Origin of the sequence: uncultured Halorubrum sp. (assembly GCF_937146585.1) — an archaeon.
In the GTDB taxonomy this organism is placed as follows: domain Archaea; phylum Halobacteriota; class Halobacteria; order Halobacteriales; family Haloferacaceae; genus Halorubrum; species Halorubrum miltondacostae.
Map to the genome: position 1 here is coordinate 21,344 of NZ_CAKZRO010000139.1, position 12,431 is coordinate 33,774.

The following is a 12,431-nucleotide window of genomic DNA, read 5'->3' on the forward strand; positions in this document are numbered from 1 at the left end:
GAGCGTGCTCCGCCGCGAGACGCCGTCGATTCCGGTCACTGTCGATCATGCCATACATACGCATTCCGCGCACTTGAGACTGCCGTCGAACGAGGGAGAAAACCGGTTTCGAAAGGGTGTTACCGGCCGAATTCCGGATCCGGCCGCGACGGCGGCTCAGCGCGGTCCGCCGGCGTCGGCGGGGCAGGTGTCGACGCCGAGCACGGAGTAGAGGCCGCAGGTCCCGGTCGCGGCGGTCGCGAGCATCGCGAGGGCGACGACGCCGAGCACCGGGGCCGCGACCGCGGGGAGGGGCCCGGAGCCCGCGAGGGTGGCTAACGAGGCGGCACCGGCGACGGCACCGACCGCAGTCCTGACGCGCTTGTCCATCGCACCGACGTTTTGGTTCATACTTCACAATACGGCTCACGGCCGTATGAACCTTTCCACCGCCGACTCGCCTCTCGCGTTCACCCGAACTCGTCGAGGCCGGTCTGCGAGGTCGCGTCGGCGTCGTCCCCGTCCGCCTCGGCCGGCCCGCCGTGGTCGGCCGCGATCGACCGCGCGGCCCCGAGACCCCCCGACAGCGACGCGCGGCGGGCGATTTCCTCGTCGCCGAGCCGCGCCGCCGCCGCGCCGTGGACCGCGCCGTAGCGCTCGCGGAACTCCAACCGGGCCCGTTCGTAGTCGGCGACCGGGTACGGGTAGTCCTCGCCGATGCGCACGCCGACCTCGCGCTGGACCGCGAGCGGCGTCTTCTCGGGGGCGTCGAGGTGCGCGGCGGGGAGCGGGTCGAGCTCGGGGACCCACCGCCGGACGAACTCGCCGTCGGGGTCCTGATCGCGGACCTGCTTGCGGGGATCGTACAAGCGCAGTCCCGGGCGGCCGACCAGCCCGCACTGCGACTGCCACTGGGTGTAGTTGATCGCGGGGTCGCCGTCGATCAGGTGCTCGTAGAAGTGGTCGGCGCCGATCCGCCACGGCTGCTGGAGGATTTGGAAGTAGACGCTCGCGCACAGCGCCCGCATCCGGAAGTTCAGCCACCCCGTCTCGCGCAGGCAGCGCATGCTCGCGTCGACCATCGGGAACCCCGTCTCGCCGCGCTTCCACGCCGCGACGAGGTCCGGGTCGTGCCGGTCGCGGTTGAACCCCTCGTACACCGGGTTCACCGCGCGGTCGAGCCACCCCGGCCAGTCGAGCAGCTTCTGCGTGTAGTGGCGGTTCCAGAACAGCCGCGAGACGTACATCGACTTCCCGCGGCCGTCCGGCGCGCGCTCGTCGACGTGGCGGTGGACCTCGCGGACCGACAGACAGCCGAACCGGAGGTACGCCGAGAGGCCGCTCGTCCCCTCGCGGGCGTCGAGCGGCGAGGAGATCGACCCCGGGTACTCCCCGATCGCCTCCGCGAACGCGCGGAGCCGGTCTCTCGCCGGGCCGCGTCCGCCCGTCGGGACGCGCGTCTTCGTCGGGGCGACGTCGTACGCGTCGCTCGCGCGGTCGGGATCGATCGCCGTCTCGACGCGCTCGACCGCGACCGACCGGGGGTCCCAGTCGAACGGGTCGGCGGCGAACCAGGACTCGACGCGGTCGCTCCAGTCCTCCCGAGGTCGGTCCGCGTCGCGGACGAGCCCGTCGCCCGCGACGAAGTCGACGCCGAGCCGCTCGCGGGCGCGCTCGTCGCGTCGCCGGCCGTACCGCCCACTCGGCGTCGCGGTCGCGACGGCGTCCCAGCCGGCGTCGACGAACCGCGAGAGCACGTCCAGCGGGTCGCCGTGGCCGTACGTCAGCCCCGCCCCGCCCACGTCGCGGTACTGGCGGTCGAGGTCGCGCAGGCAGTCGTGGAGGAACTCGACCCGGGCGTCGCAGGCCGCCCCGCGCTCGTCGTAGAAGGCGGGGTCGAAGACGAACAGCGGGACGATCCGGTCGGCATCCGCCGCGGCCGCCGCGACCGCGGGGTTGTCCGCGATCCGCAGGTCGTCCCGGTGCCAGACGACGGTGCCCGGCTCGTCCGGGGCGTCGTCAGCCCGGGAGAGCGACCGGATCGCATCCGGAGCGGGCGTCGTCGGGAGCGGCGCGTCCTCGCCGGTGGCCATGCGTTGCTCCCGTTAGGCGTTCCCGTCGCATGGGCCTGTCGGCCGGGGGCGGACGCGCCGCGGTCGCGGGCACGGGAAACGTTGAATAGGGTTCCGCCACCGTACTTTCACGGATGTCTGACACAGACGAGACCGACGTACTGCGCGAACTCGCTTCGCTGCCGACGATCGCGAGCCCGCGCGTGTCCCCGGACGGCGAGACGGTCGCCCTCTACTACGACGTCACCGGTCGCAACGAGCTCCACCTCCTCGACGTCGCGGACGGCTCGCTGGAACAGCTCAGCGACGGCGACGTGCCGCGCTCGGTCCGCGCCGGCTTCGAGTGGGACCCGAGCGGCGACCGCCTCTTCTACCACCGCGACGAGGACGGCGACGAGCAGCACGACGTGTGGGCGATGTCGCTCGACGGCGAGAGCGAGCCCGTCGTCGAGATGGATGGCCAGATCCGACTCAACGACGTGAGCGAGGACGGCGAGACGCTCCTCCTCGGCTCCAGCCGGGGCGGCCAGATGAACCTCTACCGCTACGACGTGCCGAGCGGCGAGGCGACGAAGCTCACCGAGTACGACCGCGCCGTCGCCGCCGGCGAGCTGTCGCCCGACGGCGACCGCATCGCGTACGCGACCAACGAGACGGACACGTACGAGAATATGGACGTCTACGTCGCGGACGCGGACGGCTCGAACCCGCGGAACCTCGACGTCGGCGACCTCGGCGCGGAGGCCGCCTCGATCGACTGGGGGCCCGACGGCGACCGCCTGCTCGTCAACGACAACAGCGCCGACCTCGGACGGGCCGGGATCGTCGACCTCTCCGACGGCGTCGGGAACGCGACGGTGACCTGGTTCGGCGAGGGCGAGTTCGAGGAGGGCGCGAGCCACTTCCTCGAGGGCGGCGACCGGTTCGTCGCGAGTCGGACGCGCGGGGCCGTGACGGTGCCCGTCGTCTACGACGCCGACACGGGCGAGAGCGACGAGCTCGACTTCCCGGCCGGCGTCGCCAACGTCGCTGAGGGGCGGCTGGCCGACGACGACCTGCTCGCGTACCGGACCACGTCGAGCCGCCGGCCGGAGCTGGTCGCGTACGACCTCGACGCGGACGAGACCGAGACGGTGCTCGGCGCGGAGTACGGTCCGTTCGACCCCGACGACTTCGTCGAGCCCGAGACGGTATCGTTCACCTCCGACGGCGTCCCCGAGACGCCGGCGCGGGCGGTCGACCACGACCCCTACGAGGAGTTCGAGATCGAGGGCCTGCTGTTCGACTCCGGCCGCCGTCCGTCGCCGCTGATCGTCAACCCGCACGGGGGTCCGCGACACCACGACATGCGCCGGTTCAGCTACCGCGTCCAGTTCCTGCTCTCGCGCGGCTACTCCGTGCTCCAAGTGAACTACCGCGGCTCCACGGGCCGCGGCCGCGAGTTCGTCGAGGAGCTGTACGACGACTGGGGCGGCGCCGAGCAGGGCGACGTGGCGACGGGCGCCGAGCGCGTCCTCGACGAGTACGACTGGCTCGACGAGGACCGCGTCGCCGTCTACGGCGGCTCCTACGGCGGCTACTCCGCGAACTGGCAGATGGTCCAGTACCCGGACCTGTACGCCGCCGGGATCACGTGGGTCGGCGTGAGCGACCTGTTCGACATGTACGAGAACACCATGCCCCACTTCCGGACGGAGCTCATGGTGAAGAACCTCGGCGAGCCGGACGAGAACGAGGCCACCTACCGGGAGCGCAGCCCGGTGAACTACGTCGAGAACGTCGACGCGCCGCTCCTCATCGTCCACGGGGTCAACGACCCGCGCGTCCCGGTCTCGCAGGCGCGGATCCTCCGCGACGCGCTCGACGAGGCCGGCTTCGAGGAGGGCGACGACTACGAGTACGAGGAGCTCGGCGAGGAGGGCCACGGCTCGGGCGACATCGACCAGAAGATCCGCTCGCTGGAGCTGCTCGACGACTTCCTCGACCGCCGGATCGGCGCGGAGCGCACCGCCGTCGCCTCGCCGGACGACTGACCGGGCGACCGCGGGGAGGCGACGCCCGTCCGACGGGAGTTATTTAATCGACGCCGCCGTCGGGGGGAGACATGGCTCGATACCTCGTCGGCGGGGGCGGGTGACCGTGCCCGGCGTCGGCTTCTGGGTCCTCGTCGCGCTGGCGACGCTGACCAGTCTCGCCACGGCGTGGGCGCTCGGCGCGAACAGCAACTCGCCGCCGTTCGCCCCGGCGATCGGCGCGAACGCGATCTCGACGATGCGGGCCGCCTTCCTCATCGGGATCCTCGCGGCGCTCGGCGCGCTCACCCAGGGCGGCGCGATCTCCGAGACGGTCGGGGCGGGACTGATAAACGGCGTCCAGATCACGTCGCTGGCGGCGACGGCGGGGCTGCTCACCGCGACCGGGTTCATGGCCTTCGGCGTCTACACCGGATACCCGGTCCCGGCGGCGTTCGCGACCACGGGCGCGATGGTCGGCGTCGGGCTCTCGCTCGGGGGCGACCCCGCGATCGATACCTACCGCCGCATCGGGCTGTTCTGGCTGCTCGTCCCGCCGGTCTCCGGCGGCCTCGCGTACGCCACCGCCACCGTGCTCCGGCGCGACGACATCCCGGAGACGGTCGGCGTCCCGCTGCTCGCCGCCGTGGTCGGCGGGATCGTCGCTAACGTCCGGCTCGGCGTCATTCCCTCGCCACCCGACGCGGCGCAGAGCTCCGTCGCGGGGTTCGTCGCCCGGCAGATCGGCGCGCCGACGGTCGCCGGGGTCGACCCCGTGACGGTGCTCGTCACGCTGCTCGCGGCCGCGGCGTGGTTCGTCGCCGTCCGGCGGCGGACGCAGGCGTCGGCCGAGGGGGGGATCCGGTCGTTCCTCCTCGTCCTCGGGAGCGTCGTCGCCTTCTCGAGCGGCGGCAGTCAGGTCGGGCTGGCGACCGGCCCGCTCGAGAACCTCTACGGGGTCGAACTCGGCCTCCCGGGCATCGTGCTGCTCTCCCTCGGCGCCGCGGGCATCCTCGCGGGCGCGTGGATGGGCGCGCCGAAGCTGCTCCAGGCCACCTCGCGCGAGTACGCGCAGCTCGGCGCGCGGCGGTCGATCGCCGCGCTGGTCCCCGGGTTCATCATCGCCCAGCTGGCGATCGGGCTCGGGATCCCGATCTCGTTCAACAACATCATCATCTCCGGCGTCATCGGCGGCGGGCTCGCCGGCGGCTCGGCGGGCGTCTCGCGGCGGAAGATCGGCGTCACGCTCCTCTTCTGGGGCATCACGCTCGTGGCCTCGGTCGCGATCGGCTACGGGCTCTACGCGGCCTTCGCGGCCGTGCTCGGCGGGTGAGGGTCCGGAGTCAGCGCACGACCGTCACGGTCACGGGCGCCTCGCCGACCACGCTCGTCGCCACGGTGCCGAGTAGCCGGCGGGCGACGCGTCCCCGCTCGCCGCCGTGGCCGCCCATGACGACGTGGTCGACGTCGCGCTCGTCGACGTACTCGAGGATCGTCTCGGCCGGGTCGCCAGTCCGGACCGCCGTCTCGACGCGCCGGTCGGTCTCGGCGGCCCGCGCGGTCGCCCGGTCGACGATGCGGTCGGCCCGGTCGCGGGCGCTCTCGCGTCGGTCCTCGCCGGCGCCGAGGATCCCGCCCTCGCTCATCGGCGCGTCGAGCGGCGTCACCACGTTCAACACCGTCACCCGACAGTCGAAGAGATCGAGCGCCTCGTCGAGCGCGTCGGCGGCCAGCGGCGACCCGTCGAGCGGGACGAGCACGTGAGAGGTTGCCATACGACTCCTTGCGTTCCCGCACACATATCGGCGGTGATCGCGCGGGGACCGGTCGGGCGCGGGCGCGACCGCGTCGGTCGCTTACTCGCCCGTCTCGATCGGCGCGCCGACGAGGTTGCCCCACTCGGTCCACGAGCCGTCGTAGTTGCGGACGTCGTCGTAACCGAGCAGCTCGTGGAGGAGGAACCACTCGATCGACGAGCGCTCGCCCACGCGGCAGTAGGTGATCGTCGACTCGTCGCCGTCGACGCCGGCGTCACCGTACAGCTCGCGGAGCTCGTCCGCGCTCTTGAACGTCCCGTCCTCGTTCAGCGTCGTGCCGATCGGGACGCTGCTCGCGCCGGGGATGTGGCCGCCGCGCTGGGCGGTCTCGTTGAGCCCCTCGGGGGCGATGACCTCGCCGGAGAACTCCTCGGGTGAGCGGACGTCGACCATCGGGATCCCCTCCTCGATCGCCTTGTCGATGTCGTCCTTGTACGCGCGGACGCTCTCGAAGGGGCCGCGGGCCGCGTACTCGCGGGGCGTGAAGTCGGGCTCCTCGGTGGAGAGCGGGTAGTCGTTCTCGACCCAGTATCCCTTCCCGCCGTCGATCACGCGGATGTCGTCGTGACCGTAGTACTTGTAGATCCAGTAGCCGAACAGCGCGAACCAGTTCGGCACGCGGCCGCCGCCGTACACGACGACGGTCGTGTCGGCGTCGATGCCGCCCTCGCCGTTTCGCTCCGCGAACGCCTCCTTCGAGACGATGTCGCGCTCCGTCTCGTCGGTGAACACCGCGTCCCACTCGAAGTTCAGCGCGCCGGGGACGTGGCCCTCCTCGTAGGGCGTGTACTCCGACTCGTCGGTGACGGTCGGGTTGTTGATCTCGACGAGCCGGTGATCGGAGTCGTCGTCCTGAAACGCGTCGAGGCGCTCTTCGACCCAGTCCGCGGTAACGAGTACGTCTTCAGACATCGCCCGTGCTACGGCCTAACGCCGTTTTGAACGTCCGATAATGGCGGTTCTTTCCGGCGCCTGTGACGGGCGGCAAACGAACGATACCGTCGAAAACGACCGCGTCGGAGGCTGAAAGTCGTTTATTTACGCTGACACCTACCGGATCACCGTCACGGGAACGTCGGCCTTGTCGACGACGCTCTTCGCGACGCTGCCGACGACCTGCTCGCGCTCCGCCGAGAGCCCGCGGTGGCCGACGTAGATGGCGTCGACGGCCTCCTCGGCCGCGTACTCGGTGAGCGCGTCGGCGGGTCGTCCGGTGAGCAGTTGGGTCTCGACGGTGATCGGCTCGTCGACCGCCTCCTCGGCGATGGTCCGGGCGTTCGCTAAGACTCCCTGTCCGGCCTCGACGGCCGCGTCCTCGCCCGGGAGGATGATCGTCCCGTCGACCAGCTCCGAGTCCGGCGTCAGCACGTGGGCGATCTCCAGCGTCTCGTAGAACGCGACCGCCTGACGCGCCGCGTACCGGACCGCCTCGTCCCCCTCCGTCGATCCGTCGGTCGCAACGAGGTAGCTCATGCGCGGAGATGGGTCCGAGAGACACATAATTCCTGTCGGGCGTTCCCGGCCCGCGACTCCGCGGCGGGTTACCGGCCGCCGGCGTCGGCTCCCGGCCGAACCGAGTCGCCCTCGGAGGCGTGGATCGCGTCGAGCACCTCTTGGACGCGCGTCGCCTCGGCGAAGGAGACGAGGTCGCCCCCGTCGCCGTCGACCGCGTCGGCGAACTCGGTGAGGAGCGCGCGCACGGTGTCGCCGCGCTCGTCGACGAGCGTCGCCTCGCCCTCGCGGCCGCGGTCGCGCACGAGCCGGTACCACTCCGTCAGCGACAGCGACGCCTCGTCGCCGACGACCGTGACGCTGTTCTCCTCCTCGCCCTCGTGGTCGCACAGCAGGTCGATCGTCCCGCGGACCCCGCCGGCCCGGAACGTCCCGACCACGTCGTCCTCGTAGCGCTCGGGTCCCGAGTAGCCGACGTCGGCGGAGACGGTCTCGATCGGCCCGAACAGCTCCTGGACGCCGAACAGGAAGTGCGTCCCCACCTCGCGCAGGGGGCCGCCCTGCTCGCGCGACTCCAGCCACGACACGTCCTGCCACTCGCGGGGCCACTGCGGGAAGCGGAACCGGAGCTCCACGCGGCGCGGGTCACCGACCTCGCCCGCCTCAATCATCTCACGGAGCCGGACGAACCCGGGCGTGTAGCGGAACGGGAGGTTCACGGCCGTGACGCGGTCGGTCGACTCTTCGAGCGCGACGAGTTCGCGGCCCGCCTCGGCGTCCGCCGCGATGGGCTTCTCGCAGATGACGTGCCTGTCGGCCGCGAGCGCGTCGGCGACCACGTCGCGGTGCGCGAGCGGCGGGACGCCGACGTAGACGGCGTCGAGGCCGTCCGTCTCGACGAGCGCCTCGTGGTCGGTCGTCGTCGCGGTGCGGTCGGTGCCGTGGTCGGCCGCGAGCGACGCGGCGCGGTCGGCGTCGAGGTCGCAAGCAGCCGCCAGTTCGAACCGGTCGTGGTCCGCTATCGCGGCCGCGAGGCGGTTCCCGATCACGCCGCAGCCGACGATGCCGATCTGTATCACGGCAGATGGAAGCGGTCGGACGCGCTTGTAGCTTCGGAAGGCGAAACGGGTCCGGGCCGCCGCAGTTCGGCGCGCGACGGCCCGCTCAGGCGTCGTCCAGCGGTCGCGCGACCATCTCGCCCCACGACTCGAAGCCGTGGCGGTCGTAGAACGCTCTCGCGCGCTCGTTCGCGGGGTCGACGTCCAACACCAGTCGGTCGAGCGGGAGGTCCTGGTCGGCCGCGATGTCGAGCGCGGCGCCGATCAGGTCGTCGGCGACGCCGGTGCCGCGGTGGTCGGGCGCGACGTACAGCTCGTTCAACACCGCCGCGTCCCAGACCATCGCCAGCCGCTCCGGGAGGACGAAGACGTAGCCGACGACCGCGCCCCCCTCGTCCGCGCCCCCGTCGACCGCGACGGTCACGCATCGGGGGTCGTCGGCGACGCAGCGGTCGACCCAGCCGAGCCACCGCTCGCGGTACGCGTCGGTGAGCTTGCCCTCGTAGGCGGCCGCCTTCCCGTCGCCGCCCGTGTTCGCGCCGAGGCCGCGCTCGAAGGCGACCTTCGCGGCGTAGAGGCCGGCGGCGTCGCGCTCGCGGTCGTAAGGGCGGAGTTCGACGCTCACGCGTCGCCCTCCGGGGGGCTTCGGCTCCCGTCGGCCGCGGCGTCGCCGCCCTCCAGCACGAACTCCGCGAGCGTCGGGACGAACGTGCCGATGTCGGTGACCATCCCGATGGCCTGCGCCGAGCCGCGGTCGAGGAGCTGGGTGACGGTGGCGGGGTTGATGTCGACGCAGACGGTCTTCGTCGTCGACGGGAGGCAGTTCCCGACCGCGACGGAGTGGAGCAGCGTGGCGAGCATGATCACGATGTCGGCGTCGTGGGCCTGTTCCCGGATCGCGTCCTGGGCGGCGACCGCGTCGGTGATCGTGTCCGGGAGCGGGCCGTCGTCACGGATCGAGCCCGCGAGGACCGTGTCGACGTCGTGTTCGACGCACTCGTACATCACACCCTCCGTGACGACCCCGTCCTCGACGGCGGCCTCGATCCCGCCGGCGCGGATGATCTCCGAGATGGTCCAGATGTGGTGTTTGTGCCCCTTCCGCGGGTGTTCGAGCGTCTCGACGTTCATCCCCAGCGAGGTGCCGTAGATGGAGCGCTCCAAGTCGTGCGTGGCGAAGCCGTTGCCCGCGGAGAGCGCGTCGACGTAGCCCCCCGCGACGAGGTCGGCGAGCGCGTCGCCCGCGCCGGAGTGGATCACCGCGGGCCCGGCGACGACCATCACGTTACCGCCGTTCGCCTTCACCGCGCGCAGCTCCTCGGCCACCTCGCGGATCGTCGACTCGGAGGGCCGCTCGGCGGAGACGCCGCCCTGCATGAAGCCGAACGCGCCGCCGCCGCTCCGCGGGCGCTCCGGCGGGTTCACCCGGATGCCGGACTGGTCGGTCGCGACGAGGTCGCCCTCCTCGATCGCGTTGAGCGTCTTGGTGTAGGCGCGTGGGGAGTTATCCGGGTCCGAGGCGTCCGCTCGGTCCCCCTCGCCGGCGTCCGCCGCCGGCTCGGGTTCCACCACCAGCGCGCAGTCCATCTCGATCCGCTCGACCTCGATCCACTCGCCGTCGTACAGCACTTCTGTCGGGTGGTTCGTGGTCGAGTAGAAGTCCGGCGGGACCACCTTGTCGGCGGGCGCGGCGACGAGCTCCACCGCCGAGGGGTCCTCGAGCACCGCGCCGTTCTGGTGGAGCTCGTGGAGGATCCCCCGCAGCGTCTCGGGGTCGTCGGCGGAGACGGTCAGCCGGCAGTACGACTCCTCGGTCTCGTGTTTCCCGACGTCGAACCGCTCGACGTCGAAGGAGCCGCCGAGGTCCATCACCGCGCCGAAACAGCGCTGCATCGTCCCGCTGTCGATGATGTGGCCCTCGAGTTCGACGGTCCGCGAGTGGGTCATACGGACGCGTCGCGTCCGCCGGGGAAACGCGTTTCCCTCGGGGTCGCCCGGCGCTCGGACGGTCCCCGCGGCCGCGGCACGCTTGAAGCCGCTCAGATCAGCCCGAGCGCGGTGAGGATCTGGTTGCCGAATATCATCGCGATCAGCCCCGCCAGCATCACCAGTCCGGAGGAGACCGTGATCGTCCGCACCGCCGCGTGCCGGTCGCTGACCGGGACCCGGCTGATCACCGCCTCGGCGGCCATCCGGAGGATGCGCCCGCCGTCGAGCGGGAACGCGGGCAGGCAGTTGAACAGCGCCAGCTGGATGTTGATCCACCCGGACCAGAACAGCAGGTTCGCGAGCAGGAACGTCCCGCCGCCGAGCGCCGCGAGCGGCCCCTCGACCACGAAGAAGTTGGTCACCTCGCCGGTGAACCCCGCGAAGTTGAACGGGAGCCCGAACAGGCTGCCGAGCGGGAGGATGAGCGCGACGAAGACGAGGCCGAGCGGCGACTCGGTGATCCCGCCGAGGGGGATCCCCTCCGCCGCGCCCTGCCCGCCGTCGCCGCCGAGCAGTTCGAGGTACGCGCCGGCGGGGTACCGGGTGACGCCGACGTCGTCGAGCGCGAGCCCGCTCGTGCCGGGGAAGACGCTGACGCCGACGAACCCGCCGTCGCGGTTCGGGTGCGGGTCGAGCTCCACGTCGTACGTGTCGCGCTCGCCGTCGGCGTCGTACACCGTGACGGGGACGGTCTCGCCCGCCTCGCGCTCGCCGAGGACGGCCGAGAGCGCGTCGTTGTCGACGACGCGCTCGCCGTCGACGGAGACGATCGTCAGCGGCTCGCCGAGCGTCGCGCCCGCGTCGTGGATCGGCCCGTCCTCCTGGACGCCGACCACGTACGCGCCGATCGGCACGTCCGGGACGCTGACGGCGACCTCGTCTTCGGCGGTCTCGACGTCGGTGGCGGTCTCGGCCCCCGGCGCGTCGCGGACCTGATCGACGACCGTCTCGTTGCCGGTCACCGTCACCGTTGCGCGCTCGTCGCCGCCGACCGCGGCGTAGAGGTCGGACTCGGTCGCGACCGACTCGCCGTTCACGCTCGCGATCGTCACCGGTTCGGCCTCGATCATCACGCCGAGGGGGTTCCCGCCGGCGGAGCCGACCACCTGTAGCTCGCGGTCGACCGTCACCGTCTCCCTGGCGTCGCCGTCGTCGACGGTGAGCGCGACGGAGTCGCCCGCGTCGGCGAGCGCGGACTCGAACTCGCCGGCGGTCTCGATCGGCGTCCCGGCGACCTCGACGACCCGGTCGCCCTGCGAGATGTCGGCGGCGGCCGCCGGCGAGCCGGGGTTCACCTCGCCGACCGCGTACCCGGCGGCGGGCGAGATGGCCCCCGCGACGGGGCCGAAGAGGAGCGCGAAGACGACGACCGTCAGCAGCGTGTTCGCGGTGACGCCGGCCGCGAACATCCGGGCGCGCGCCCCGCGGGACGCCTCCTGTGTCGCCTCCTCGTCCGGTTCGACGAACGCGCCGACCGGGAGCAGCGCGAAGAAGACGAGCCCCATCGAGTCGATGTCGATGCCCTCGACCCGGCAGAGGAGGCCGTGCGCCCCTTCGTGGATCACCATCGCGCCGGCGAGGCCGGCGACGATCTCGGGCGCGACGGACAGGGGGAGGAAGTCGTTGACGCCGGGGATGATGAGGAAGTTCTGCGGCTGCTGGATCGCGGAGGGCTGCGCGTTCGTGAACGCCGACGACGCGGAGGAGATGATGAGCGCGAACGACCCCACCATCGCCACCAGAGCCCCCCCGAGCCCGAGGTTGGCGACCGCGCGCCAGAACCGCTTCGGCGCCGCGAGTCGGCCGAGGAAGGCGCGCCCGCGGAGCGTCCGGAGGGTCAGTACCGGGCCGGAGACCCCGACTCCGTCCGGGAGGATCCCCCTGTTCCGCAGCCCCATCGCGACCGCGGAGTACGCGAGGACCCCCGTGAGCACCCAGAACAACGTGTTCATTACGACGGCGTAAGGCTCGCCCGCTCGTAAGGGGTTCGGTTCCGGGAACCTCGGCCGCCGACGCGGCGGGCGTCGGGACGGCTCTCGGGCTCCGAACGCC

Annotated in this window: 11 protein-coding genes; 2 read left to right on the top strand and 9 right to left on the bottom strand. The window is 72.0% G+C overall.

The genetic code is table 11. The features are described from left to right. Positions 1-156: 156 nt before the first annotated feature. Both Q0116_RS10960 and Q0116_RS10965 read right to left on the bottom strand, forming a co-directional pair. Positions 157-390 carry a YgaP-like transmembrane domain gene (locus Q0116_RS10960; protein ID WP_049932943.1) on the bottom strand — a complete coding sequence of 78 codons (234 nt, stop codon included), beginning with the start codon at positions 388-390 and terminating at the stop codon, positions 157-159. A 59-nt stretch (positions 391-449) separates the two neighbouring features. Continuing rightward, positions 450-2,072, bottom strand: a complete 1,623-nt coding sequence (locus Q0116_RS10965; RefSeq protein WP_297888039.1) for a cryptochrome/deoxyribodipyrimidine photo-lyase family protein — start codon at positions 2,070-2,072, stop codon at positions 450-452. 113 nt (positions 2,073-2,185) lie between these two features. Here Q0116_RS10965 and Q0116_RS10970 point away from each other — a divergent pair, with 113 nt between their 5' ends. Together Q0116_RS10970 and Q0116_RS10975 are read left to right on the top strand one after the other, a co-directional pair. Next, complete coding sequence (locus Q0116_RS10970) at positions 2,186-4,084, top strand: prolyl oligopeptidase family serine peptidase (protein ID WP_297888042.1); 1,899 nt, start codon at positions 2,186-2,188, stop codon at positions 4,082-4,084. A gap of 106 nt (positions 4,085-4,190) precedes the next feature. After that, positions 4,191-5,396 (top strand): inorganic phosphate transporter, encoded by a 1,206-nt coding sequence (locus Q0116_RS10975; protein ID WP_297888044.1) that lies wholly within the window; start codon positions 4,191-4,193, stop codon positions 5,394-5,396. A gap of 10 nt (positions 5,397-5,406) precedes the next feature. On the opposite strand, the gene Q0116_RS10980 is transcribed toward Q0116_RS10975, so the two are convergent. The 7 genes from Q0116_RS10980 to Q0116_RS11010 all read right to left on the bottom strand — a co-directional run bounded on the left by Q0116_RS10980 (position 5,407) and on the right by Q0116_RS11010 (position 12,331). Continuing rightward, positions 5,407-5,838 carry a universal stress protein gene (locus Q0116_RS10980; protein WP_297888045.1) on the bottom strand — a complete coding sequence of 144 codons (432 nt, stop codon included), beginning with the start codon at positions 5,836-5,838 and terminating at the stop codon, positions 5,407-5,409. 81 nt (positions 5,839-5,919) lie between these two features. Beyond that, a complete protein-coding gene (locus Q0116_RS10985) occupies positions 5,920-6,792 on the bottom strand; it encodes a sulfurtransferase (protein WP_297888047.1) in 873 nt (290 codons plus the stop codon). A gap of 138 nt (positions 6,793-6,930) precedes the next feature. Then, a complete protein-coding gene (locus Q0116_RS10990; protein WP_297888050.1) occupies positions 6,931-7,353 on the bottom strand; it encodes a universal stress protein in 423 nt (140 codons plus the stop codon). Positions 7,354-7,421: 68 nt separating this feature from the next. Then, positions 7,422-8,411, bottom strand: coding sequence for a Gfo/Idh/MocA family protein (locus Q0116_RS10995; RefSeq protein WP_297888052.1), 990 nt, complete (start codon positions 8,409-8,411; stop codon positions 7,422-7,424). Between the two features lie 85 nt (positions 8,412-8,496). Then, a complete protein-coding gene (locus Q0116_RS11000; protein ID WP_297888055.1) occupies positions 8,497-9,015 on the bottom strand; it encodes a GNAT family N-acetyltransferase in 519 nt (172 codons plus the stop codon). Beyond that, on the bottom strand, positions 9,012-10,337 hold the full coding sequence (locus Q0116_RS11005; protein WP_297888056.1) for a TIGR00300 family protein: 1,326 nt from the start codon (positions 10,335-10,337) through the stop codon (positions 9,012-9,014). The genes Q0116_RS11000 and Q0116_RS11005 overlap by 4 nt, the downstream gene beginning before the upstream one ends. 92 nt (positions 10,338-10,429) lie before the next feature. Continuing rightward, on the bottom strand, positions 10,430-12,331 hold the full coding sequence (locus tag Q0116_RS11010; protein ID WP_297888059.1) for a site-2 protease family protein: 1,902 nt from the start codon (positions 12,329-12,331) through the stop codon (positions 10,430-10,432). Between the last annotated feature and the right edge of the window lie 100 nt (positions 12,332-12,431).

Bases quoted from the DNA above. Each gene is read 5' to 3' on its own strand.
- Q0116_RS10960 (WP_049932943.1), bottom strand. From the start codon at position 390: ATGAACCAAAACGTCGGTGCGATGGACAAGCGCGTCAGGACTGCGGTC.
- Q0116_RS10965 (WP_297888039.1), bottom strand. From the start codon at position 2,072: ATGGCCACCGGCGAGGACGCGCCGCTCCCGACGACGCCCGCTCCGGAT.
- Q0116_RS10970 (WP_297888042.1), top strand. From the start codon at position 2,186: ATGTCTGACACAGACGAGACCGACGTACTGCGCGAACTCGCTTCGCTG.
- Q0116_RS10980 (WP_297888045.1), bottom strand. From the start codon at position 5,838: ATGGCAACCTCTCACGTGCTCGTCCCGCTCGACGGGTCGCCGCTGGCC.
- Q0116_RS10985 (WP_297888047.1), bottom strand. From the start codon at position 6,792: ATGTCTGAAGACGTACTCGTTACCGCGGACTGGGTCGAAGAGCGCCTC.
- Q0116_RS10990 (WP_297888050.1), bottom strand. From the start codon at position 7,353: ATGAGCTACCTCGTTGCGACCGACGGATCGACGGAGGGGGACGAGGCG.
- Q0116_RS11005 (WP_297888056.1), bottom strand. From the start codon at position 10,337: ATGACCCACTCGCGGACCGTCGAACTCGAGGGCCACATCATCGACAGC.
- Q0116_RS11010 (WP_297888059.1), bottom strand. From the start codon at position 12,331: ATGAACACGTTGTTCTGGGTGCTCACGGGGGTCCTCGCGTACTCCGCG.